Below are 24584 nucleotides of genomic sequence, written 5' to 3'. Positions count from 1 at the left end.
AGGGGTGAAAGCAAATATGTTCAAACCTGAACAGGTAGGCAAACGAACTCGTTATACGTACGCAAAAATTAACGAAGTTATCAAGATGCCGCATTTATTGGACATTCAGCGTAAATCGTATGAGTGGTTCTTGGAGAGTGGTTTACAAAATATTTTCAACGATATTTCTCCGATTAAAGACAATTCAGGTAATCTAGTTCTTTCTTTCGAAGGTTTCAGCTTAGGTGAACCTAAGTATGATATTAATGAATGTAAAAACCGTGATGCTACTTACGCAGCACCACTTCGTGTAAATATTCGCTTAGTAAATAATGATCCAGAAAATATGGACATTAAAGAACAAGAAGTATTCATGGGCGATTTCCCATTGATGACTGACACAGGTACTTTCATCATCAATGGTGCAGAACGTGTAATCGTATCCCAATTGGTACGTTCTCCAGGCGTTTACTACAATAAAGAAATCGATACAATGGGTAACCGTTTGTACGATTCCACAGTTATTCCTAACCGTGGCGCATGGATTGAGCTTGAAACTGACGCAAGCGAAGTTGTTGCTGTTCGTATTGACCGTAACCGTAAATTACCAGCTACTGTATTGGTACGTGCATTAGGTTGGGATACTAATGAAAGCATCCTTGACCTCTTCTGGAATGGTAAAACTGATGAAGATGGTTTGCCAGTATATGATGAACGCATCGTTCGTACATTAGAAAAAGATACAACTCAATCTGCTGATGAAGCATTGGTTGAAATCTATAAAAAATTACGTCCAGGCGAGCCTCCAACAGTAGAGTCTGCTCGTAACTTGTTCGACAACTTGTTCTTCGATGCACGCCGTTATGATTTAGCGCGCGTTGGTCGTTACAAATTGAACAAAAAACTTGGCTGGCGTCAACGTATGTTGGGTCAAACATTGGCTCAACCAATCGTAGATCCAGAAACTGGCGAAATCATTCTTGATGCAGGTGTACAAGTTGGAGAAGAACAACTTGATATCGTTGCTAATAGCCATGTATTCGATGGTGAAGGTTTCGCTGAGTTCTACATCGTAAATAACGATGGTGTAGAATCCAAAGTTATCTGTAACAACTGCAACTTGCCATATGATCACCGTACAGTAACACGTGAAGACATGATCGCTAACATCTCTTATTTGCTCAACCTTATGGATGGAGCAGGTCATACAGATGATATCGACCACTTGGGTAACCGTCGTCTTCGTTGTGTAGGTGAATTGTTACAAAACCAATTCCGTATTGGTTTAACTCGTATGGAACGTGTTGTTCGTGAACGTATGACAATTCAAGAAATCGAATCTATTACGCCTCAAGCGTTGATTAACATTCGACCTGTAGTGGCAGCAATCAAAGAATTCTTTGGTTCCTCCCAATTGTCTCAGTTCATGGACCAAACAAACCCATTAGCAGAATTGACTCATAAACGTCGTCTATCTGCCCTTGGCCCTGGCGGTTTATCTCGTGAGCGTGCAGGCTTCGAAGTTCGTGACGTGCATCACTCTCACTATGGCCGCATGTGTCCAATTGAAACTCCAGAAGGTCCAAACATCGGTTTGATCAACTCCTTGTCTAACTATGCGAAGGTAAATGAATTCGGTTTCATTGAGGCTCCATACCGTAAAGTAGAAAAAATCTATGGTACAGGCGCTGATGCAGACAAGGTTGTAAAAGTTCGTGTCACTGATTCCGTTGTATATATGACAGCTGATGAAGAAGAAGGCATGACAATTGCCCAAGCGAACTCTCCAATCGATGCGGAAGGTTACTTCACTAATGAACATGTTGCTTGTCGTCGTGGTCATGATGTATTAGAAGTTACACCTGATAAGGTTGACTACATGGACGTTAGTCCAAAAGAAGTTGTATCCATTGGTACAGCTATGATTCCATTCCTTGAAAATGACGATGCTAACCGTGCCTTGATGGGTGCGAACATGCAACGTCAAGCGGTACCACTCTTGCGTGCGCAAGCTCCACTTGTTGGTACAGGTATGGAATATACAGCAGCTACTGACTCCGGTGTTTGCGTACTTGCCCGTGAAGCTGGTAAAGTTGTACGTTGCTGGGGTAATGAAATCCACGTTCTTCGCGATAGCGATGGTCGTGTTGATGTATACCGTATGAATAAATTCCTTCGTTCTAACCAATCCACATGCTTTAACCAAAAACCAATCGTTAATCGTGGCGACCATGTTGTAAAAGGTCAAGTGTTGGCTGACGGTCCTGCTACTGATGGCGGCGAATTGGCATTAGGTTATAACGTTCTTGTAGCGTTCATGCCTTGGGAAGGTTATAACTACGAAGATGCGATCTTGCTTAGTGAAGAACTTTGCAAAGAAGATATCTATACATCCATTCATATTGAAGAATACGAATGTGATGCGCGCGACACTAAATTAGGCGCTGAAGAAATCACTCGCGAATTGCCTAATACTGGTGACGACACACTTAAAAACTTAGATGAAGAAGGTATTATCTGCATTGGTGCAGAAGTACACCCTGGCGATATCCTAGTAGGTAAAGCTACACCAAAAGGCGAAACTGAACTTACTCCAGAGGAACGTTTATTGCGCGCTATCTTTGGCGACAAAGAACGTGAAGTTCGCGACACATCCTTGCGTGTACCTCATGGCGAATCTGGTAAAGTAGTAGACGTTAAAGTCTTTACTCGTGAAAACGGCGACGAATTACAACCAGGTGTAAATAAACTTGTTCGCGTATACATCGCTCAAAAACGTAAGATTCATGAAGGCGATAAAATGGCGGGCCGTCATGGTAACAAAGGTGTCGTTTCTCGCGTTATGAGAAAAGAAGATATGCCATTCCTTCCAGATGGTACTCCAGTACAAATCGTATTGAACCCATTGGGCGTACCTTCTCGTATGAACATCGGTCAGGTTCTTGAAACTCACTTGGGTTGGGCTGTTCAAGGCTTAGGTATGAAAATCAAAGCTACAGACCTTCACATTCAAAATGTATTGAAAGAAGCTCGTACTGATGCATCTTATTGGGAACAAATTGACGCTATTCGCGGCTTATATGCTGAAATTGAAGAATTAGAAGCAAAAGCTAAAGAAGATGTGACAGTTCCTCATTTCGACATCGATGAAAAAATCATCGACTTGAAATCTCAAATTCTTGGCCATGTAGAATCTGCAGCGCAAAAGAAACTTGAAGCTCTTGGTGGCGAAGCTCGTTATAAAGAGCTTAAAGCTATTGAAGCTAAATACAATGCACTTCATGTAGAATTCTTCGACTCTGAAGAAGACGCTCCAGAAATGGATCCAGCTCTTGTAGAAGAATTAGAAGCTATTAATAAAGTTAAAACTACATTGAACCATATTGAATCTGCTCGTGCTAAACGCGTTGAAATTCGTCATGAACTCGAAGGCCTTGGTTACGATTATGAAACATATGGCATGCCAAAACCAGATGTAGCTGGTATTCATATTGCTACACCTGTATTTGATGGTGCGCATGAAAAAGACGTATTTGAAACATTAGGCATTGCTGGTCGTTCCGATGATGGTAAAACAGTATTGTACGATGGTCGTACTGGTGAACCTATGGATAACCGTGTAACTGTTGGTTACGTATACATGCTTAAACTCCATCACTTGGTTGATGATAAAATCCATGCTCGTTCCACAGGTCCGTACTCCCTTGTTACACAACAACCATTGGGCGGTAAAGCTCAATTCGGTGGTCAACGTTTCGGGGAAATGGAAGTTTGGGCTCTCGAAGCATATGGCGCAGCTTATACACTTCAAGAGCTATTAACTGTTAAGTCTGACGACGTTGTTGGTCGTGTGAAAGCATACGAAAAAATCGTTAAAGGCGAAAACATCCCTGAACCAGGTGTACCTGAGTCCTTCAAGGTATTGCTCAAAGAACTTCAAAGTATTGGTCTTGATGTAAAAATCTTGAATGAAGATCAAGAAGAAGTTGTTATGAAAGAACTTGATGACGAAGATGAAGTGGTAGAAACTGGCATTGAAGAAGTTATGGAAGGCAGTGCAGTAGAAACTGATGAAGTAACTGTAGTAGAGGAAGAAGCACCTGCTGATAACGGCGGTGAAGACGATATCCTTAGCCAATTGGCGTTCCCAATGGGCGATTCCTCTAACGATGAAGACTAAAACTATCTATAAGGAAGGGAGCGATAGTAGTGCTAGACGTAAATGAATTCGATTCCATGCGAATCGGTTTAGCCTCTCCAGAGCAGATCTTAGCTTGGTCTCATGGGGAAGTTAAGAAACCTGAAACTATTAACTACCGTACGTTGAAGCCAGAACGTGATGGTCTATTCTGCGAACGCATTTTTGGACCAACAAAGGACTGGGAATGTCACTGCGGCAAATATAAACGCATTCGCCATAAAGGCGTAGTCTGCGATAAATGTGGTGTAGAGGTTACACGTGCAAAAGTACGTCGTGAACGTATGGGCCATATCCAATTGGCTACTCCTGTATCTCACATTTGGTACTTTAAAGGTATCCCATCCCGCATGGGCCTCATCCTTGATGTATCTCCACGTTCCTTGGAACGCGTATTATACTTTGCTTCCTACATCGTAGTAGATCCAGCTAGTACTCCATTGGCAAAACGCCAATTGTTGTCCGAGCAAGAGTACCGCGAATATGAAGCTCAATTTAACGAAGACGGTTATACTATCGGTGGTAAATCCGTCGTAATCGAAACAGTAGCTCAACGTAACGAACGTTTGGCTATTGTTCGTGAAGCACAACGCAAAGAGCGCTATAATGCGGCTCTTCGCGATGATGCAACAATCCCAGAAGCTGATAAAGAATACGAAGAATTAACTCGTGAAGAGCGTTATGAATTGGGCGCTGCTGAAGAGGTTCTCTTCGTATGTATCGACATGGGTGCTGAGGCTGTAAAAGCTCTTTTAGCAGAACTTGATCTTGAAGCATTGAATGCTGAATTGCGCGAAGAATTGAACACTGCTAGTGGTCAACGTAAAATCCGTGCAGTTCGTCGTTTAGAAGTAGTAGAAGCATTCCGTCAATCTGGCAACCGCCCAGAATGGATGATCATGGATGTTGTCCCTGTTATCCCACCTGAATTGCGCCCTATGGTTCAATTAGATGGTGGTCGTTTCGCTACATCTGACCTCAATGATTTGTACCGTCGTGTTATCAACCGTAACAACCGTTTGAAACGTTTGTTAGACTTAGGTGCTCCTGATATCATCGTGCGCAACGAAAAACGTATGCTTCAAGAAGCTGTTGACCCATTGATCGATAATGGTCGCCGTGGCCGTCCTGTAACAGGTCCTGGTAACCGTCCATTGAAATCCTTGTCCGATATGCTTAAAGGTAAACAAGGTCGTTTCCGTCAAAACTTGCTTGGTAAACGTGTTGACTACTCTGGTCGTTCCGTTATCGTAGTAGGTCCTGAACTTAAAATGCACCAATGTGGTTTGCCTAAAGAAATGGCATTGGAATTGTTCAAACCTTTTGTTATGAAACGTTTGGTAGAACGCGGTCAAGCATCCAATATCAAGGCAGCTAAACGCCAAGTAGAAAGAATTGGCCCTGGTGTATGGGAATCCTTGGAAGAGGTAATCAAAGAACATCCAGTTCTCTTGAACCGTGCCCCTACATTGCATAGACTTGGTATCCAAGCCTTCGAACCAATCCTTTGGGAAGGCCGTGCTATCAAATTGCATCCATTAGTATGTACAGCCTTCAACGCCGACTTTGACGGTGACCAAATGGCGTGTCACTTACCATTGTCCGTAGAAGCACAAGCAGAAGCTCGTACATTGATGCTTTCTAGCCATAACATCTTGTCTACTAAAGACGGTAAACCAGTAGCAGTACCTTCTCAAGATATGATCTTGGGTACATACTACTTAACAGTTGTACGCGAAGATACTCGTGATAAAGCAAAAACATTTGCTACTTATGACGAAGTAATGCTTGCATACGAGTCTCATATCATTGGCTTGCAAGATATTCTTTATATCCGTTTACCTGACCATGGCCGTGTAGAAACTACAGCTGGTCGCTTAATCTTCAACAATGCACTATTCCCAGAATTATGGCAATACGAAAAACGTGAAGATGGCACTTACTCTTTAGGTAAGGTTATGGATAAGAAAACAGTTGGTAAATTGGTTGACCAATGCTTCCAATTGTTTGGCAATGAAAAAACTGCAGAACTTTTGGACCGTATCAAATCCTTGGGTTACTCCTTCGCTCGTCGCGCAGGTATGACTGTAGCTATTGCAGATATTAAAGTACCAGAAGTAAAAACTGGTTTATTAGACACAGCAGAACAAGAAGTAGAAAAAGTATCTCGCTTGTATCGCCGTGGTCTTATTACAGAAGAAGAACGTTACCGTAAAACTATCCAATTGTGGACTCAAGCAACAGAAGATGTTACTGATGCCATGATGGATAATATGGCGCGTGACAAAGATGGCTTCAACCCTGTTTACATGATGGCTATCTCTGGTGCCCGTGGTAACAAACAACAGATCCGTCAGCTTGCTGGTATGCGTGGTTTGATGGCCGATCCATCTGGTCGTATCATCGACTTACCAATCAAAGCAAACTTTAAAGAAGGTTTGACTGTATTGGATTACTTTACATCCTCTCATGGTGCTCGTAAAGGTTTGGCCGATACAGCGCTTCGTACAGCTGACTCCGGTTACTTGACTCGTCGTCTTGTTGACGTATCTCAAGACGTTATCGTTCGTGAGGACGATTGTGACGTTGTAGGTATCGATCTCGTTCGTGAACGCGCTCGTTTGGCTACATCTCCACGTCAAGCATTGGAATTGTTGAAAGACAAGCTTATTGGTCGTGTTCTAGATAAAGATGTAGTGAATGTAGAAACAGGGGAACTTGTTGTACCTGCTGAAACTATCTTGGACGAACAATGCTTAGCTGATATTGCAGAATCCGGTGTTACATCTGTCGCATTGCGCGGTGCTCACTTGGGCTCTGATAGCGATATCAACCATACTAATTTGGTTCAAAAAATTATTCTTGGTGAAAGTGACGACAGCATCCGTGCAACATTAAAAGAAACTATGGTTCAAAATATGTTGAACAAGGATACTGTACAAGCAATTGTTGACAGTGAAGGTGTAGAAATCTTCCCTGCTAATACTCGCCTCACTGAAGAAGGCATCGAAGCTATCCTTAACTCTGATGTAAAAGAAGTACAAGTACGTAACAACGAAATCCACGGTATTGAAGTGGAAGCAATCGTTGAGGGTACTGGCGTTATTGAACCATTAAAAGATCGTATCGTAGGCCGTATTGCAGCTGAAGAATTAGTTAATAAAGAAACTGGCGAAGTTATCGTTCCTCTTAACGGTGAAATCACAGAACCATTGGCTGATGAAGTTGTAAAACACTACGAAACAGTTAAAATCCGTTCCGTATTGACTTGTCGCAGCCCTTATGGTGTATGTCGCAAGTGTTATGGTCGCGACCTTGGTACAGGCGGTCAAGTTCAAGTTGGTGAAGCTGTAGGTATTATTGCAGCGCAATCCATCGGTGAACCTGGTACTCAGTTGACAATGCGTACATTCCATACAGGTGGTGTCGCAGGTGACGATATTACACAAGGTTTGCCACGTGTCGAAGAATTATTCGAAGCGCGTAAACCAAAACGTAATGCTATCATCGCAGAAAACGAAGGTACAGTTCGCGTTGTACCTAACGAAGGTAAAAAAGGTACTAATACTATCTTCATCACTGGTGAAGACGGTATTGAACTCGATTACCTCATCCCTTATGGTTCTCGCATTATCGTTAAAGACGGTGATGTTGTATCCTTAGGTGCACGTTTAACAGAAGGTTCTATCAACCCTCATGACATTATGCGCGTAATGGGTACTGAAGCAACTCAACGTTACCTCGTATACGAAGTACAAAAAGTATATAAATCTCAAGGTGTAGAAATTAATGATAAACATATCGAAGTTATCGTACGTCAAATGCTTCATAAAGTAAAAGTTGAAACAGCTGGCGATGCAGATATGCTTCCAGGGGATATGGTCGACGTTAATACCTTTGACGAAGAAAACCGTCGTCTTACTCTTAATGGCCGTGAAAATGCTACAGGCAAACGTACATTATTGGGTATTACTAAAGCCGCTTTGGCAACGGATTCCTTCTTGTCTGCAGCGTCCTTCCAAGAAACAACACGTGTTCTTACAGATGCCGCTATCAAAGGTAAAATCGATCCATTATTGGGCTTAAAAGAAAACGTAATTATCGGTAAATTGATCCCTGCTGGTACTGGCATGAGCCGTTACCGTAAGATTGAGGTTGTTAAAAACACACCTGAAATTATCGATATTACAGAAGAATCTGCTATAGAAGAATAATCTATAGGGATACTATAAAAGAGCGTGCCTTAGGGCACGCTCTTTTTTTTATCCCAAACTTGCTGTTACAGATAGACGTGTCATATGGATAAATAAAATAATAAGTCTAATAAAATCGTTATTTTGAATAAAGCAAATAAAATGAATCGAAAAAATGACTATTTATTTTTCAGTTATATCAATTATGCATACATGAAATGTGATTAATTAAAATAATATGAAAATAATGTATAAAAATGAGAATAAAATAACCATTCTTGCATAAAAATTACATATATTGTTATATGATTCGCTATTGTGAAACGCACGGAAACGTGTACACATAAAATGCAGTTGTATAGCGGTGTAGAGCATCGAAAAACGTTTGACATGTGATTGTGTAATTGGTATACTTACATAGTGCTCAGGGGCAAGTATGCCTAAGTAGCATAATTTCGTAAGGAGAATTTTACTATGGACATTGCCCATCTGAAGTCGATGAACAAAACAATCGGTGCCAAGCAAACGTTGAAAAACATTGCACGAGGGACTGTGAAGTATGTGTTCGTAGGACATGATAGTGATGAAAGTGTAGTTGGACCTATACGAAATGCTTGTGCTGAACAGGGAATACCTGTGAATGACAAGCACACTATGGATGACCTTGGTCGTGCGTGTCGCATTAAGGTGCGGGCCACAGCGGTAGGTATCCTACGTTAATCTTGGTAATATCCGATGTAACACTTTGTTATGACGGATCAATTATAAATCTCAAATTTGGAAAGGAGGTGCCCAAATGCCAACAATTAATCAGCTAGTACGCAAAGGTCGCATGAGCTTGACTAAAAAATCTACAGCTCCAGCACTTCAAGAATCTCCACAAAAACGTGGTGTATGTACTCGTGTGTACACAGCTACTCCAAAGAAACCAAACTCCGCGCTTCGTAAAGTTGCCCGTGTACGTTTGACAAACGCTATTGAAGTAACTGCTTACATCCCAGGCATTGGTCACAATTTACAAGAACACAGTGTTGTACTTATCAGAGGCGGTCGTGTAAAAGACCTTCCAGGTGTGCGTTATCACATCGTTCGTGGTGCATTGGATACAGCTGGCGTACAAAACCGTATGCAAAGTCGTTCCAAATACGGCGCGAAAAAAGCTAAAAAATAATTTTAGCCATTAAACGAAACTAACACACATCATTATAAAGGAGGAATTGAACATGCCAAGAAAAGGCCCTGTTCCGAAACGTGATGTACTTCCAGATCCGGTGTACAACAGCAAATTAGTAACACGTTTCATTAACAAAGTTATGTACGATGGCAAAAAAGGCATTGCTGAAACTATCGTATATGATGCATTCGAAATTATTCGTTCCAAAATGGGTCAAGACCCAATGGAAGTTTTTGATCAAGCATTGAAAAATGTTATGCCTGTACTTGAAGTGCGTGCTCGCCGTATCGGTGGTGCGAACTACCAAGTGCCAGTTGAAGTTCGTGCTGATCGCCGTCAAACACTCGGTATTCGCTGGGTTGTAAACTATGCTCGTCTTCGTGGTGAACGCACTATGAAAGAACGCTTAGCAGGCGAATTGATGGACGCTTTCAACAATGCAGGCGCTGCAATCAAGAAAAAAGAAGATACTCATAAAATGGCAGAAGCTAATAAAGCATTTGCTCATTATCGTTGGTAATAAGAGGTGACAACTGTGGCAAGAGAGTTTTCCCTAGCAAAAACTCGTAATATCGGTATCATGGCTCACATCGATGCTGGTAAAACAACAACTACAGAACGTATCCTCTACTATACAGGTATTGTTCACAAAATCGGCGAAGTACATGAAGGTGCTGCTACGATGGACTGGATGGCGCAAGAACAAGAACGTGGTATCACAATCACTTCTGCTGCGACAACATGTCACTGGAAAGATCATCGTATCAACATCATCGATACTCCTGGTCACGTTGACTTTACTGTAGAAGTAGAACGTTCTCTACGTGTACTTGACGGTTCTGTTGCGGTATTCAGTGCTAAAGGCGGCGTTGAACCACAATCCGAAACAGTATGGCGTCAAGCTTCTAACTACGGCGTACCTCGTATCGCTTATGTAAATAAGATGGATACTGTAGGTGCTGACTTCTTCAACGTAGTTGATATGATGAAATCCCGTTTGGGTGCAAATTCCGTAGCTATTCAAGTGCCAATCGGCGCTGAAGATACTTTCGAAGGCATCATCGATTTGATGACTATGAAAGCGGAAATTTACAAATCCGATGACGGTAAAGAATATGAAATCACTGATATCCCAGCAGAATATCAAGAAGTAGCTGAAGCTCGTCGCGAAATGATGATCGATGCTATCGCTGAAACTGATGACGATATTATGATGAAATATTTGGAAGGTGAAGAAATCTCCATTGAAGAATTGAAAACAGCATTGCGTAAAGCAGTTATTGCTAACCAATTGTTCCCAGTTCTTTGTGGTTCTTCCTACAAAAACAAAGGTGTACAAATGTTATTGGACGCTGTTGTGGATTACATGCCAGCTCCTATCGACATTCCAGCTATTAAAGGTGTCGTTCCTGGTACTGAAGAAGAAACTACTCGTCCTTCTTCCGATGATGAACCATTCTCCGCATTGGCATTCAAAATCATGGCTGACCCTTATGTTGGTAAATTAGCGTTCTTCCGTGTGTACTCCGGTACATTGGAATCCGGTTCCTACGTTTTCAACTCCACAAAAGGTAAGAAAGAACGTATCGGCCGTATTCTTCAAATGCACGCTAACACTCGTAAAGAAATCGACATGGTTTACGCTGGCGACATCGCTGCAGCTGTAGGCTTGAAAGATACTACTACTGGTGATACTCTTTGTGATGAAAAGAATCCTGTAATTCTTGAATCCATGGAATTCCCTGAACCAGTTATCTCCGTTGCTGTTGAACCTAAAACAAAAGCTGACCAAGAAAAAATGGGTACAGCTCTTGCTCGTTTGGCAGAAGAAGATCCTACTTTCAAAGTTCGTACTGATGAAGAAACAGGTCAAACTATTATCTCCGGTATGGGCGAACTTCACTTGGATATCATCGTTGACCGTATGAACCGTGAATTCAAAGTAGAATGTAACGTAGGTAAACCTCAAGTAGCTTATCGCGAAACTATCCGTAAAGCTGTTAAATCTGAAGGTAAATTCGTTCGTCAATCTGGTGGTCGTGGTCAATATGGTCACTGCTGGTTGGAATTAATTCCTCAAGAACCAGGTGCTGGCTTCGAATTTGAAAATAAGGTCGTAGGTGGTGCAATTCCTCGTGAATACATCGGACCTGTTGAAAATGGTGTTAAAGAAGCTATGGAATCCGGTGTTATCGCTGGTTATCCAATGGTTGACATCAAAGTTATCGTATTTGACGGCTCCTACCATGACGTTGACTCCAACGAAATGGCCTTCAAAATCGCTGGTTCCATGGGCTTTAAAGAAGGTGCTCGCAAAGCAGATCCTGCATTGCTTGAACCATATATGTCCGTAGAAGTAGACGTTCCTGAAGAATACATGGGCGACGTTATCGGTGACTTGAACTCCCGTCGTGGTCGCATGGACGGCATGGAAGCTCGTAATGGTAACCAACATATCAAAGCATATGTTCCATTGAGCGAAATGTTCGGTTACGCAACTGACCTTCGTTCCAAAACTCAAGGTCGCGGTAACTACTCCATGACATTCGATCATTACGAAGAAGTTCCTAAGAAAATTGCTGAAGAAATTCAAGCAAAGAAAAACGGTTAATCTTACATTAGATTAATAGAATTACTATTTTCCTCGGAGGATAATTTAAAATGGCTAAAGAAAAATTTGAACGTACGAAACCGCATGTTAACATCGGTACAATCGGTCATGTTGACCATGGTAAAACTACTTTGACTGCTGCAATCACTAAAGTATTGGCTGAAAAAGGCCAAGCTGATTTCCAAGATTACAGCATGATCGATAAAGCTCCAGAAGAACGTGAACGCGGTATCACAATCAACACTGCACACGTTGAATACGAAACTGAAAACCGTCACTATGCACACGTTGACTGCCCAGGCCATGCTGACTATGTTAAAAACATGATCACTGGTGCGGCTCAAATGGACGGCGCTATCTTGGTATGTTCCGCAGCTGACGGCCCTATGCCTCAAACTCGCGAACACATCTTGTTGGCTCGCCAAGTTGGTGTTCCTGCAATCGTAGTATTCTTGAACAAAGCTGACATGGTTGACGATGAAGAATTGATCGAATTGGTAGAAATGGAAGTTCGTGAACTTCTTTCTTCCTACGAATTCCCTGGCGACGAAGTACCTATCGTTGTAGGTTCCGCTTTGAAAGCTTTGGAAGGCGACGCTCAATATGTAGCTAAAATCGACGAATTGATGGCAGCTGTAGACTCCTACATCCCAACTCCAGTTCGTGATACTGACAAACCTTTCTTGATGCCTGTGGAAGACGTATTCACAATCACTGGTCGTGGTACAGTAGCAACTGGCCGTGTTGAACGTGGTCAAGTAAACGTAGGCGACACAGTAGAAGTTGTAGGCTTGAAAGAAAAAGCTGAACAATACGTAGTAACTGGTCTTGAAATGTTCCGTAAAACTTTGGATTCTGCAGTAGCAGGTGATAACGTTGGTGCATTGCTTCGTGGTGTAGACCGCAAAGACATCGAACGTGGTCAAGTATTGGCTAAACCAGGTTCCATCAACCCACACACAAAATTCAAAGCAGAAGTATACGTATTGACTAAAGAAGAAGGTGGCCGTCATACTCCATTCTTCTCCAACTACCGTCCACAATTCTACTTCCGTACAACAGACGTAACAGGTGTTGTAAACCTTCCTGAAGGTGTAGAAATGTGTATGCCTGGCGATAACGTAACAATGGATATCGAATTGATCACTCCAATCGCTATCGAAGAAGGTCTTCGTTTCGCGATCCGCGAAGGTGGCCATACAGTAGGCGCTGGCGTTGTAACTGAAATCGAAGGTTAATTTAACCTTTTATGCTCATCGTAGTGATGCGTTGAGCACAATACATGCAGCATTCAGAGCGGCAGTAATGCCGCTCTAGTGTTGTGTTTTTAAACTATGAAGTAGAAGGTTGCCTCTGCGGAGGAGAATTTCTATGGAGCAGCCCATTCATGAAATGGACGACAGGAGGAATTATTAATAATGGCTAAACAGCAAAAAATCCGTATTCGCCTTAAGGCATACGACCACAAAGCTCTCGATCAAAGCGCTGCTAAGATCGTAGACACTGCAAAAAGAAATGGCGCTATGGTATCTGGTCCGATTCCATTGCCAACAGAAAAGAATATCTTCACAATTCTTCGTTCTGTACACGTAAACAAAGATTCTCGTGAACAATTCGAAATGCGTACACATAAACGCTTAATCGATATTCTTGAACCAAATTCGAAAACAGTAGATGCTATCACTCGTTTAGATTTACCAGCTGGTGTATCTATTGAAATAAAACTATAAGGAGGTGCGATAATGTCTAAAGCTATTTTGGGTAAAAAATTAGGAATGACTCAAGTCTTCACAGCTGAAGGCCAATTAGTTCCTGTAACAGTAGTGGAAACTACCCCAAGCGTTGTAGTGCGCGTTAAGACTGTTGAAACAGACGGCTACGAAGCAGTACAAATTGGTTACGGTTCCATTAAAGAAAAACATTTAACAAAACCTGTAAAAGGTCAGTTCGACAAAGCTGGCGTAGCTCCAGTTAAATATCTTCGCGAAGTTCGCGTAGCTAATGCAGCTGACTACACAGTAGGCCAAACTCTGGCAGCTGATATCTTCGCAGAAGGTGAATTGGTGGACGTAGTGGGTACAGGTAAAGGTAAGGGTTTTGCTGGCACAATTAAACGCCATAACTTCTCCCGTGGTCCTGAAACTCATGGTTCTAAATCTCACCGTGAACCTGGTTCCATCGGTCCTATGATCTCCGGTGGCGGCGGTAAGGTATACAAAGGTAAAAAACTCCCTGGACAAATGGGTGGTTACAGAGTTACCGTACAACGCTTATCCGTTGAGAAAGTTGATGCTGAACGTAACCTTTTATTGGTTAAAGGTGGTATCCCAGGCGCTAAAGGTAGCTTGGTTATGGTTCGCAACACGGTTAAACCTGTTAAATAATCATTTGTCGAAAGGAGGATTATGTAATGCCTACAGTAGCAACATATAATCAATCCGGCGTTAAAGTCGGTGAAATACAGTTAAACGATGCAGTATTCGGCGTTGAAGTTAACGAAGCCGTAATGCATCAAGCCGTAGTTCGTCAATTGTCTAACGAACGTCTCGGCACACATGCAACAAAAACTAGAGGTATGGTTCGTGGCGGTGGCCGCAAACCTTGGAAACAAAAAGGTACTGGTCGTGCACGTTCCGGTTCCAGCCGTTCCCCAATCTGGATTGGTGGCGGTACTACATTTGGTCCACAACCTCGCAGCTATTACAAAGCTATGCCTCGTAAGGCTAGACGTTTAGCAGTTAAATCTGCTCTTAGCGATAAAGTGAATAATAGCGAATTATACGTTTTGGAAGAAATCACATTAGCAGCTCCTAAAACTAAAGAAGTATTGAATATTATCAATAGCTTCAATGTTGGTGATGCAAAAGTATTGTTCATCACTGAAGGTGATGTAAATGTTGAACGTTCCGCTCGCAATATCCAAGGTGTTAAAGCGTTGGCTTGCGAAGGTATGAACATTTTCGATCTTCTTCATTACGATAAGCTCTTCATTACTAAAGGTGCTGTCGCAAAAATCGAGGAGGTACTTGGATAATGCAATTACATGATGTACTAATCCGCCCGGTTATTACCGAAAAATCCACTATGCTTATGGAAGAAGGCAAATACACTTTCCGTGTGCCTTTGACTGCAAATAAAGTGCAAATCCGTCAAGCAGTTGAAAAAATCTTCAATGTAAAAGTAGAAAAAGTAGCTACTATTCGTGTTTTAGGCAAAACTAAACGCATGGGTCGTACACAAGGTAAACGCAGCGATTACAAAAAAGCTATCGTTACTTTGAAAGCTGGCGAATCCATTGAATTCTTTGAAGGTGTCTAAGAGTCTAGTTGTAAGGAGGCCCACTAATGGCAATTAAATCATTTAAACCGTACTCCGCTGGTCGCCGGTTTATGACAGTATCCGCCTTCGACGAAATCACAGCAAGCAAACCAGAAAAATCTTTGCTAGCTAAGATTTCTCAAAAAGGTGGTCGTAACAATACTGGTAAAATGACAGTTCGTCACCAAGGTGGCGGTCATAAACGTCAATATCGTATTATTGACTTCAAACGTACTAAAGATAATATTCCAGCTAAAGTAGCAACAATCGAGTATGATCCTAACCGTTCTTCTCGTATCGCTTTGCTTAACTACGCTGATGGTGAAAAACGCTACATTTTAGCTCCTAACGGTCTAAAAGTTGGTGACGTTGTATTCTCCGGTCCTGAGTCCGATATTAAACCTGGTAACTGCTTACCATTGGCTAATATTCCAGACGGTACACAAATCCACAATATCGAATTGAAAATCGGTAAAGGTGGCCAAATCGTTCGTTCCGCTGGTACATCTGCTCAATTGATGGGTAAAGATAATGGCTATGCTATTCTTCGTTTACCATCTGGTGAAATGCGTCGTGTTCGTCAAGAGTGCCGTGCAACAGTAGGTGTTGTTGGTAACGCTGACCACAGCAACCTTGTAATTGGTAAAGCTGGTCGTCATCGTTGGATGGGCGTTCGCCCTGGCAACCGTGGTGTTGTAATGAACCCTTGTGACCATCCACATGGTGGTGGTGAAGGTAAATCTCCTGTTGGTCGTAAACATCCTGTTACACCTTGGGGCAAACCAGCACATGGTGTTAAAACTCGCGACAAGAAAAAAGCTTCTAACAGCTTAATCATTAAACGTCGTACAAAATAGGATAAAGGAAAGGAGATAAAATAGTGTCCAGATCTATTAAAAAAGGCCCTTTCGTAGCAGATCATTTGCTTAAGAAAGTTGAAGCTTTAAACGAAACTAACGAAAAGAAAGTTGTAAAAACCTGGTCCCGTGCCTCTACTATTATCCCAAGTTTTGTAGGCCACACAATTGCTGTGCATGATGGTCGCAAACATGTACCTGTATTCATTACAGAAGATATGGTAGGTCATAAATTAGGTGAGTTCGCTCCTACACGTACTTATAAAGGTCATGGTAAGGACGAAAAATCTACAGGCAAAAAATAGGAGGAAATAATACATGGAAGCAAAAGCAATCGCTAGACATATCCGAATCGCGCCTCGTAAAATCCGTATCGTTGCAGATTTAGTGCGCGGTAAAAACATCGGCGAAGCATTTGCCATCTTGAAGTTCACTCCGAAAGTTGGCGCTGATGTAGTAGAAAAAGTTATGCGTTCTGCAATCGCAAACGCTGAACATAATTTCGATATGAATGTTGACAATCTTTACGTATCCGAGATCTTCGTTGATCAAGGCCCTACATTAAAACGCATTCATCCTCGTTCCCGTGGTCAAGCTTTCAAAATTTTGAAACGCACTAGCCATGTAACAGTAGTAGTTAAAGAAAGAGCTTAAGAAGGAGGGAAACAGAGTGGGTCAAAAAGTTAATCCACACGGTTTGCGTGTCGGTATCGTAAAAGATTGGGACGCAAAATGGTATGCAGATAAAGATTTCGCTGCTAATCTTCATGAAGACGTAAAAATTCGTAACTTCTTGAAAGAAACCCTTTTCATTGCTGGTATTTCCCGCATTGAAATCGAGCGTACAAATAAACGTATTAAATTGACTATCCACACTGCAAAACCAGGTATGGTTATCGGTCGTGGTGGTGCTGGTATCGAAGATATCAAAAAAGCAATGACTCGTTTCACTGACAAACAAGTGGACGTTAACATCGCAGAAATTAAACAAGCAGACATGGATGCAATTTTGGTTGCAGAAAACATTGCTGGCCAATTGGAACGCCGTATCGGTTTCCGTCGTGCAATGAAACAAGCTGTAGGTCGTACAATGCGCTTAGGTGCAAAAGGTATTAAAATCATGGTAAGCGGTCGTCTTGGCGGCGCTGAAATCGCTCGTAGCGAATCCTACCGTGAAGGTTCTATTCCTTTGCATACACTTCGTGCAGACATCGACTACGGTACTGCTGAAGCTCATACAACATATGGTTGTATCGGCATTAAAGTATGGATTTACAAAGGTGAAGTTTTGCCAGAAGCGAAACAACCTGCTAAGAAGGAAGAAGGTGGCAAGTAATGCTTATTCCAAAGCGCGTAAAACATCGTAAGCAATTCCGCGGCCGTATGAAAGGTCGTGCTATGCGCGGTAATACAGTGTCTCATGGTGAGTTCGGCTTGGTAGCATGCGAACCATCTTGGATCACTAACCGTCAAATCGAAGCTGCCCGTATTGCTATGACTCGTTATATCAAACGTGGTGGTAAAGTATGGATTAAAATTTTCCCTGACAAACCAATCACAGCTAAACCAGCTGGTACTCGTATGGGTTCCGGTAAAGGTTCTCCTGAATACTGGGTAGCAGTAGTTAAACCAGGTCGTGTAATGTTTGAAATGGACGGTGTGCCAGAAGCTACAGCTCGTGAAGCTATGCGTCTTGCAAGCCATAAACTTCCAATCAAATGCAAATTTGTTGTTAAGGGTAAAGAATTGGGTGGTGACGTAAATGAAGGTTAATGACATTCGCAATATGAGCGCTGCCGAAATGGAACAAAAAGTTTCCGGTCTTAAGGAAGAGTTATTTAACCTCCGTTTTCAGCTTGCAACAGGTCAATTAGAAAATCCTATGCGCATTCGTGAAGTTAAGAAGACAATCGCTCGTATTAAAACTGTACAACGTGAAGTTGAACTTAAATCTGAAAACGCATAATAACAGATTTGTTAAAGGTTGAAAAGGAGGCTTAAAATCGTGGCAGAAGAAAGAAACGTACGTAAAGTCCGCGTAGGTAAAGTTGTAAGCGACAAAATGAATAAAACTGTTGTTGTTGCTGTAGAACGTAAAGTACCTCACGCATTATATAATAAGCCAATGGTTAGCACTAAACGCTTCAAAGCTCATGATGAAAACAATGAGTGCCAAATTGGCGATACAGTTAAAATTGTAGAAACTCGTCCACTTTCTAAAGATAAATGTTGGAGAGTTGTTGAAATTCTTGAAAGACAAAAATAAGAGTGATGTAAGGAGGAATAGACGATGATCCAGCAACAAACAATTTTGAATGTTGCCGACAACACTGGTGCAAAACGTATTATGTGTATCCAAGTCATGGGCGGTTCTTATCGCAAATTCGGCAATATCGGTGACGTAATCGTTGCTTCTGTAAAAGATGCATCACCCGGTGGCGTTGTCAAGAAAGGCGATGTAGTCAAAGCTGTTATTGTTCGTTCTAAAAAAGGTATCCGCCGTCAAGACGGTTCCTATATCCGTTTCGATGAAAACGCAGCAGTAGTTATTAAAGATGACAAGACCCCTCGTGGTACTCGTATCTTTGGACCTGTAGCTAGAGAGCTTCGTGAAAAAGACTTCATGAAAATCGTTTCTTTGGCTCCAGAAGTATTATAAGAAGGAGGAACGCAGCATATGGCTAAACTACAAATCAAAAAAGGCGATACAGTTGTTGTTATCTCCGGTAAAGATAAAGGTAAGCAAGGTACAGTAATTGCAACTGAACCTAAAAAAGAACGCGTATTTGTTGAAGGCGTTAACACTGTAAAACGTCACACAAAACCTTCTCAAGCTAACCCACAAGGCGGCATCGTTACTAAAGAAGCTGGTATCCATGTTTCTAACGTAATGATCGTTGACCCAGAAACTAAAACAGCTACTCGTATCAAAAAAGTTGAAGGCAAAGACGGTAAATTCGTTCGCGCTACAGTTAAATCTGGTACAGTACTTAAATAATCAGGAAAGGAGGAGCTAAATAAATGTCTCGTTTATTTGAACAATACAACTCTGAAATCAAAAAGAGTTTGCAAGAAAAATTCCAATACGGCAACGTTATGGAAATCCCTAAATTGGAAAAAATCGTTATCAACATCGGCGTTGGTGATGCAGTAGGCAATGCAAAAGCATTGGAAGCAGCAGTTAATGATTTGACTATCATTTCTGGTCAAAAACCTGTAATCACAAAAGCTAAAAAATCCATTGCGAACTTCAAAGTTCGTGAAGGCATGGCGTTGGGTACAAAAGTTACTCTTCGTGGCGAACGCATGTATGAATTCCTCGACAAATTGATCAATGCGGCATTACCTCGTGTACGTGACTTCCGCGGTATCAGCGCAACAGCATTTGATGGCCGTGGTAACTACGCTTTGGGTCTTAAAGAACAGCTCATCTTCCCTGAGATCGAATATGATCAAGTAGAACGTGTTACTGGTATGGATATCATCGTAGTAACAACTGCTAAAACAGATGAAGAAGCTCGTGAATTGTTGACTCAATTCGGTATGCCTTTCGAAAAATAATAGGAGGAACATATAGATGGCTAAAAAATCTATGATTGAACGCGAAAAGAAACGCGCTAAAATCGTTGAAAAATATGCAGCTAAACGTGCAGCGTTAAAAGCAGCAGGTGATTATGAAGGCTTGTCCAAATTACCAGCAAACGCATCCCCAACACGCTTACACAACCGTTGCAACTTAACTGGTCGTCCTCACGGCTATATGCGCAAATTCGGTATCAGCCGTATTGCGTTCCGTGAATTGGCGTACAAAGGACAAATTCCTGGTGTTAAAAAAGCCAGCTGGTAATATTAGACGAGAGGAGGTTTTTAGATTATGGTAATGACCGATCCTATCGCGGATATGCTTACGCGCATCCGTAATGCAAATGCTGCACTTCATGAAACGGTAAACATTCCTGCATCTAGAATGAAAGCAGCTGTTCTTGACATCCTTTTACAAGAAGGTTTCGTAAAGAACGTAGAAAAAGAAGAAAACACTTTAAAAGTAACTTTGAAATATGGTTCCAATAACGAAAAAGTTATTACAGGAATTAAACGTATTTCCAAACCTGGTTTACGTGTTTACGCGAAAAAGGAAGAACTTCCTCGTGTACTTGGTGGTTTGGGTATCGCAGTTATTTCTACATCCAAAGGCGTTATGAGCGACAAACAAGCTCGTAAAGAAGGTCTTGGTGGCGAAGTAATCGCATACGTTTGGTAATAGTAGCAATAGGAGGTAGAAATAATGTCACGTATCGGTAGAATGCCTATCGAGATCCCTGCAGGCGTTACTGTTACATATGATAACCATCATATGAACGTAAAAGGTCCTAAAGGTGAATTATCTCGCGATTTGCATCCAGATATGAATATCACTGTTGAAGGTAACACAATTACAGTAGCTCGTCCTTCCGACAATAAAGCTCATCGTTCCCTTCACGGTTTGACTCGCGCTCTTGTTGCTAATATGGTAACAGGCGTATCTGAAGGATTCACAAAAACTCTTGAAATCAACGGTGTTGGTTACAGAGCGGCTAAACAAGGCAATAAATTAGCTCTTACACTTGGCTTCTCTCATCCAGTAGAAATGGAAGCTCCAGCTGGTATTACAATTGAAGTTCCAGCTCCTAACAAAATCGTTGTTTCTGGTGCAGACAAAGAAGTTGTAGGCGCAGTAGCAGCTGATATCCGTAAATGGAGAAAACCTGAACCTTACAAAGGGAAAGGTATCCGCTATGAAGGCGAAGTTGTTCGTCGCAAAGCTGGTAAAGCTGGTGCAAAAGGTAAATAGTAATATCATCTATATGAATGAAAGGAGTGAATATCTTGCCTCGTAAATCTAGTAGAAATATCGCTCGAGCAAAACGTCATCTTCGTATTCGCCGTCACATCTCTGGTACGGCAACTTGCCCACGTTTGAACGTTTACCGTTCTTTGAGCAACATTTACGCACAAGTAATCGATGACGTAGCAGGTACAACTTTGGTTGCTGCTAGCTCTTTAGATAAAGATTTGAACTTATCCTATGGTGGTAACGTAGCTGCTGCTAAAGCTGTTGGTGAAGCAGTTGCTAAAAAAGCTATCGCTAAAGGCATTGACACTGTAGTGTTTGACCGTGGTGGTTACATTTACCACGGCCGCGTAGCAGCCCTTGCAGAAGGTGCTCGTGAAGCAGGCTTAAAATTCTAAGAAGGAGGAACTATAGACATGGCGAGAATTGACTACACCAGTCTTGATCTTAAAGAAAGAGTAGTATTCATCAACCGCGTAGCCAAAGTAGTTAAAGGCGGTCGTCGTTTTTCCTTCAGCGCTCTTGTAGTTGTTGGTGATGGCAACGGTTATGTAGGCGTTGGCTTAGGTAAAGCAGCGGAAGTACCAGAAGCAATTCGCAAAGGTATCGATGATGCTAAGAAAAATATTGTAAACGTAGCAATTAAAAATGGTACAATCCCTCACAGCGTAACAGGCGTATTCGGCGCAGGCCGCGTATTCTTGAAACCAGCTGCTGAAGGTACTGGCGTTATCGCTGGTGGCCCTGTTCGTGCCGTATTGGAATTAGTAGGTGTTCGTAACATCTTGACTAAATCTTTGGGCTCTTCTAACCCTAACAATATGGTTCGCGCTACAATCGAAGGTTTGAAAGATTTGAAACGCGCTAGCGAAGTTGCTGAACTTCGTGGTAAAACCGTTGAAGAAATTTATAACGCGTAATAAGGAGACAAGAAATGGCACAAGTTAAAGTAACATTAACAAGAAGCTTAATCGGTCGTCCTGAAGATCAACGCGCGACAGTTAAAGCTTTGGGCTTGAAAAAAACTAATTCTCAAGTTGTAAAAGAAGTAACACCTCAAATCGAAGGTATGCTTCACAAAGTTAGACATTTAGTAAAAGTTGAAGAAGTTTAATACTGATAAGGAGGTGCACTGAATGAAACTTCATGAATTACAACCAGCTGCTGGTTCCAAAAAAACTCGTACTCGTGTAGGCCGTGGTTTAGGTTCTGGCTTGGGTAAAACATCTGGTCGTGGTCAAAAAGGTCAAAACTCCCGTTCTGGCGGTGGCGTTCGCTCCGGTTTTGAAGGCGGCCAAATGCCTCTTTATCGTCGTTTACCAAAACGTGGTTTCAACAACGTTTTTGCTAAACAATATGCTGAAGTTAACGTAGAACAATTGAACCGTTTTGAAGACGGTGCAACAGTTGATCCAGTAGCTCTTATTGAAGCTGGCATTTTGAAAAATGTACGCGATGGCATTCGTATTTTAGGTAACGGTACATTGGAAACTAAAAACTTAACAGTTATCGCTAATGGCTTCACTAAATCTGCTGAAGAAAAAATTACAGCAGCAGGCGGAAAAGTAGAGGTGATCTAGGGTGCTAGATAGCCTCTCGAACATCTTTAAGATTACCGAATTACGTAATAAGATTCTTTACACATTAATGATGTTTGCCATCTTTAGAGCTGGTATCCACATTCCTGTTCCAGGCGTTGATGCGTCTGTTATCGAATCCTTGTTTACATCCGGTAACCTATTCGGTCTATTAGACTTGTTTGCTGGTGGTGCGCTTAGTAAGTTCTCTATCTTTGCAATGAGTATTACACCTTACATCAATGCTTCCATCATCATGCAACTGCTTCAGTCTGTAGTTCCTCAGTTTGAAGCATGGAGTAAAGATGGTGAAGACGGGCGTAAGAAAATAGCGAAGGTAACTCGTTATGGCACCGTAGTCCTCGGCTTTGTACAAGCCGCAGGCATGGCATTTGCTCTTAGAGCAAACAACGCTTTGGTAAATAATGATTTCCTTAGTGTATTCGTTGTGGCCATCATCCTAACAGCAGGTACATGCTTGTTGATGTGGATTGGTGAACAAATCACAGCATATGGTATAGGTAATGGTATTTCTTTGATCATCTTTGCTGGTATCGTAGCTCGATTACCAGATGGTTTAGAAACTATTTATCAATATATCCAAAACGGAACAATCAATATGTTCCAAGCATTCTTATTTGCTGTAATTGCTCTTGCGATGATTGCTGTCGTAGTTGCAGTTACACAAGGCCAACGTCGTATTCCGATTCAATATGCTAAACGCGTAGTAGGTCGTAAAATGTACGGTGGTCACTCTACATTCTTGCCGTTGAAAGTCAATCAGGCAGGTGTAATCCCAATTATCTTTGCGTCATCTGTGTTGATGTTCCCTGTGACAATTGCGCAATTTATTGACAATGAATATGTTCATAAAATTGCAGATTTATTTACATGGGGGACGCCGTTACAAACGGCATTGTATGCATTATTGATTTTTATCTTTACGTATTTCTATACTGCAATCTCTATCAACATTACAGATATGGCAGATAATATGAAAAAATACGGTGGTTTTATCCCAGGTATTCGTGCGGGTAAACCAACTGCTGATTATGTGGATAACGTGATGACCAAGATCACTTTGGCTGGCGCTGTATTCTTAGCTGTCGTTGCTATTATACCGAATTTCCTCGGTAGTATTACCGGCGTCCAAGGCGTATACTTTGGTGGTACGGCTCTCCTTATCGTTGTAGGTGTAGCACTTGATACAATGCAACAAATTGAGTCGCTCATGGTAACACGCCACTATAAAGGCTTTGTGAAATAGGAGGGAAACAATATGTATATTCTATTAATGGGACCTCCTGGTGCTGGTAAAGGCACTCAGGCAGCTCGACTTATTGAAAAATACGGTATTCCCCAAATTTCAACAGGTGATATGTTCCGCGCTGCGATTAAGAACGAAACACCTCTTGGAGTTGAGGCTAAGAAATACATCGATGCTGGTCAATTGGTACCTGACAGTGTAACTGTTGGTATCGTACGTGATCGCTTGGTGAAAGATGACTGCAAATCTGGATTTATTCTTGATGGATTCCCAAGAACAACAGCGCAAGCTGTGTCCTTGGATGCAATCCTTAAAGAATTAGGAATTTCTTTGGACGCTGTACTTAACTTAAATGTTCCTTCCGAGGAATTAGTTAAACGTATTAGCGAACGAGCTGTTCTAGAAAATCGTGCTGATGATAACCCTGAAACAGTACAGAAACGTCTAGCTGTGTACGAAGAATCTACTAAACCTTTAATTGATTACTACCGCAACAGCGGCTTATATGAAGAAATTAACGGTTTACAAGATGTAGACGCAGTATTTGCTGACATCATTAAGGCTTTGGAGAAATAATCC

Annotated in this window: 30 protein-coding genes; all 30 read left to right on the top strand. The window is 41.8% G+C overall.

All coding sequences use genetic code 11. The annotated features are described in order from the left end of the window. Positions 1-16: 16 nt before the first annotated feature. Positions 17-4159 carry a DNA-directed RNA polymerase subunit beta gene (rpoB, locus tag EL171_RS07940; RefSeq protein ID WP_126413465.1) on the top strand — a complete coding sequence of 1381 codons (4143 nt, stop codon included), beginning with the start codon at positions 17-19 and terminating at the stop codon, positions 4157-4159. Positions 4160-4188: 29 nt separating this feature from the next. Next, on the top strand, positions 4189-8391 hold the full coding sequence (gene rpoC / locus EL171_RS07935) for a DNA-directed RNA polymerase subunit beta' (RefSeq protein ID WP_039968980.1): 4203 nt from the start codon (positions 4189-4191) through the stop codon (positions 8389-8391). Positions 8392-8844: 453 nt separating this feature from the next. Next, a complete protein-coding gene (locus EL171_RS07930) occupies positions 8845-9090 on the top strand; it encodes a ribosomal L7Ae/L30e/S12e/Gadd45 family protein (protein WP_005385487.1) in 246 nt (81 codons plus the stop codon). Between the two features lie 76 nt (positions 9091-9166). Beyond that, a complete protein-coding gene (rpsL, locus tag EL171_RS07925) occupies positions 9167-9541 on the top strand; it encodes a 30S ribosomal protein S12 (RefSeq protein ID WP_004693554.1) in 375 nt (124 codons plus the stop codon). Positions 9542-9593: 52 nt separating this feature from the next. Further along, a complete protein-coding gene (rpsG, locus tag EL171_RS07920) occupies positions 9594-10064 on the top strand; it encodes a 30S ribosomal protein S7 (RefSeq protein ID WP_004693556.1) in 471 nt (156 codons plus the stop codon). A gap of 15 nt (positions 10065-10079) precedes the next feature. Beyond that, complete coding sequence (gene fusA, locus EL171_RS07915) at positions 10080-12155, top strand: elongation factor G (protein ID WP_005385490.1); 2076 nt, start codon at positions 10080-10082, stop codon at positions 12153-12155. A 50-nt stretch (positions 12156-12205) separates the two neighbouring features. Beyond that, on the top strand, positions 12206-13393 hold the full coding sequence (gene tuf / locus EL171_RS07910) for an elongation factor Tu (RefSeq protein ID WP_126413463.1): 1188 nt from the start codon (positions 12206-12208) through the stop codon (positions 13391-13393). A 180-nt stretch (positions 13394-13573) separates the two neighbouring features. Then, positions 13574-13885, top strand: a complete 312-nt coding sequence (rpsJ, locus tag EL171_RS07905; protein ID WP_004695100.1) for a 30S ribosomal protein S10 — start codon at positions 13574-13576, stop codon at positions 13883-13885. A gap of 12 nt (positions 13886-13897) precedes the next feature. Then, a complete protein-coding gene (gene rplC / locus EL171_RS07900; protein WP_005385494.1) occupies positions 13898-14539 on the top strand; it encodes a 50S ribosomal protein L3 in 642 nt (213 codons plus the stop codon). 26 nt (positions 14540-14565) lie between these two features. Further along, positions 14566-15189, top strand: coding sequence for a 50S ribosomal protein L4 (gene rplD / locus EL171_RS07895; protein WP_005377066.1), 624 nt, complete (start codon positions 14566-14568; stop codon positions 15187-15189). Then, positions 15189-15473 (top strand): 50S ribosomal protein L23, encoded by a 285-nt coding sequence (gene rplW / locus EL171_RS07890; protein ID WP_004695108.1) that lies wholly within the window; start codon positions 15189-15191, stop codon positions 15471-15473. The genes rplD and rplW overlap by 1 nt, the downstream gene beginning before the upstream one ends. A 26-nt stretch (positions 15474-15499) precedes the next feature. Then, positions 15500-16330: a 50S ribosomal protein L2 gene (gene rplB / locus EL171_RS07885; RefSeq protein WP_005385496.1), complete on the top strand. Its 831-nt coding sequence runs from the start codon at positions 15500-15502 to the stop codon at positions 16328-16330. A gap of 23 nt (positions 16331-16353) precedes the next feature. Then, positions 16354-16635 carry a 30S ribosomal protein S19 gene (gene rpsS / locus EL171_RS07880; protein WP_005385498.1) on the top strand — a complete coding sequence of 94 codons (282 nt, stop codon included), beginning with the start codon at positions 16354-16356 and terminating at the stop codon, positions 16633-16635. A 13-nt stretch (positions 16636-16648) separates the two neighbouring features. Continuing rightward, positions 16649-16984: a 50S ribosomal protein L22 gene (gene rplV, locus EL171_RS07875; protein ID WP_004695112.1), complete on the top strand. Its 336-nt coding sequence runs from the start codon at positions 16649-16651 to the stop codon at positions 16982-16984. Between the two features lie 16 nt (positions 16985-17000). Then, a complete protein-coding gene (rpsC, locus tag EL171_RS07870; protein ID WP_005385501.1) occupies positions 17001-17666 on the top strand; it encodes a 30S ribosomal protein S3 in 666 nt (221 codons plus the stop codon). Next, positions 17666-18103 carry a 50S ribosomal protein L16 gene (gene rplP, locus EL171_RS07865; protein ID WP_004695114.1) on the top strand — a complete coding sequence of 146 codons (438 nt, stop codon included), beginning with the start codon at positions 17666-17668 and terminating at the stop codon, positions 18101-18103. The genes rpsC and rplP overlap by 1 nt, the downstream gene beginning before the upstream one ends. Beyond that, complete coding sequence (gene rpmC, locus EL171_RS07860) at positions 18093-18296, top strand: 50S ribosomal protein L29 (RefSeq protein ID WP_004695115.1); 204 nt, start codon at positions 18093-18095, stop codon at positions 18294-18296. Before rplP ends, rpmC begins: the two co-directional genes overlap by 11 nt. 39 nt (positions 18297-18335) lie before the next feature. Beyond that, a complete protein-coding gene (gene rpsQ, locus EL171_RS07855; protein ID WP_005385504.1) occupies positions 18336-18596 on the top strand; it encodes a 30S ribosomal protein S17 in 261 nt (86 codons plus the stop codon). A gap of 24 nt (positions 18597-18620) precedes the next feature. Further along, entirely contained in the window at positions 18621-18989 is a 369-nt protein-coding gene (gene rplN, locus EL171_RS07850; protein WP_004695117.1) for a 50S ribosomal protein L14, read from the top strand. 18 nt (positions 18990-19007) lie between these two features. Further along, on the top strand, positions 19008-19328 hold the full coding sequence (gene rplX / locus EL171_RS07845) for a 50S ribosomal protein L24 (RefSeq protein ID WP_005385506.1): 321 nt from the start codon (positions 19008-19010) through the stop codon (positions 19326-19328). Positions 19329-19351: 23 nt separating this feature from the next. Continuing rightward, positions 19352-19891, top strand: coding sequence for a 50S ribosomal protein L5 (gene rplE, locus EL171_RS07840; protein WP_005385508.1), 540 nt, complete (start codon positions 19352-19354; stop codon positions 19889-19891). A 16-nt stretch (positions 19892-19907) separates the two neighbouring features. Next, positions 19908-20177 (top strand): 30S ribosomal protein S14, encoded by a 270-nt coding sequence (gene rpsN, locus EL171_RS07835; RefSeq protein WP_005377140.1) that lies wholly within the window; start codon positions 19908-19910, stop codon positions 20175-20177. Between the two features lie 27 nt (positions 20178-20204). Next, the gene (rpsH, locus tag EL171_RS07830) at positions 20205-20591 is read left to right on the top strand and encodes a 30S ribosomal protein S8 (RefSeq protein ID WP_004695128.1); all 387 of its coding nucleotides are present in this window, start codon (positions 20205-20207) and stop codon (positions 20589-20591) included. A gap of 24 nt (positions 20592-20615) precedes the next feature. Continuing rightward, entirely contained in the window at positions 20616-21161 is a 546-nt protein-coding gene (gene rplF, locus EL171_RS07825) for a 50S ribosomal protein L6 (protein WP_039968986.1), read from the top strand. Between the two features lie 17 nt (positions 21162-21178). Further along, positions 21179-21559, top strand: a complete 381-nt coding sequence (gene rplR, locus EL171_RS07820; protein ID WP_005385510.1) for a 50S ribosomal protein L18 — start codon at positions 21179-21181, stop codon at positions 21557-21559. 18 nt (positions 21560-21577) lie between these two features. After that, on the top strand, positions 21578-22081 hold the full coding sequence (rpsE, locus tag EL171_RS07815; RefSeq protein ID WP_004695136.1) for a 30S ribosomal protein S5: 504 nt from the start codon (positions 21578-21580) through the stop codon (positions 22079-22081). A 14-nt stretch (positions 22082-22095) separates the two neighbouring features. Continuing rightward, positions 22096-22275 carry a 50S ribosomal protein L30 gene (gene rpmD / locus EL171_RS07810; protein ID WP_004695138.1) on the top strand — a complete coding sequence of 60 codons (180 nt, stop codon included), beginning with the start codon at positions 22096-22098 and terminating at the stop codon, positions 22273-22275. A 22-nt stretch (positions 22276-22297) separates the two neighbouring features. Continuing rightward, positions 22298-22741 (top strand): 50S ribosomal protein L15, encoded by a 444-nt coding sequence (gene rplO / locus EL171_RS07805; protein WP_005385511.1) that lies wholly within the window; start codon positions 22298-22300, stop codon positions 22739-22741. Between the two features lies 1 nt (position 22742). Then, the gene (gene secY, locus EL171_RS07800) at positions 22743-24005 is read left to right on the top strand and encodes a preprotein translocase subunit SecY (protein WP_039968988.1); all 1263 of its coding nucleotides are present in this window, start codon (positions 22743-22745) and stop codon (positions 24003-24005) included. Between the two features lie 12 nt (positions 24006-24017). Beyond that, positions 24018-24581 (top strand): adenylate kinase, encoded by a 564-nt coding sequence (locus tag EL171_RS07795; RefSeq protein WP_005385513.1) that lies wholly within the window; start codon positions 24018-24020, stop codon positions 24579-24581. Positions 24582-24584 lie beyond the last annotated feature (3 nt).

This window comes from Veillonella dispar (assembly GCF_900637515.1).
GTDB classification, from domain to species: Bacteria; Bacillota; Negativicutes; order Veillonellales; family Veillonellaceae; genus Veillonella; species Veillonella dispar.
This window is presented reverse-complemented; position numbering and strand designations above follow the sequence as displayed.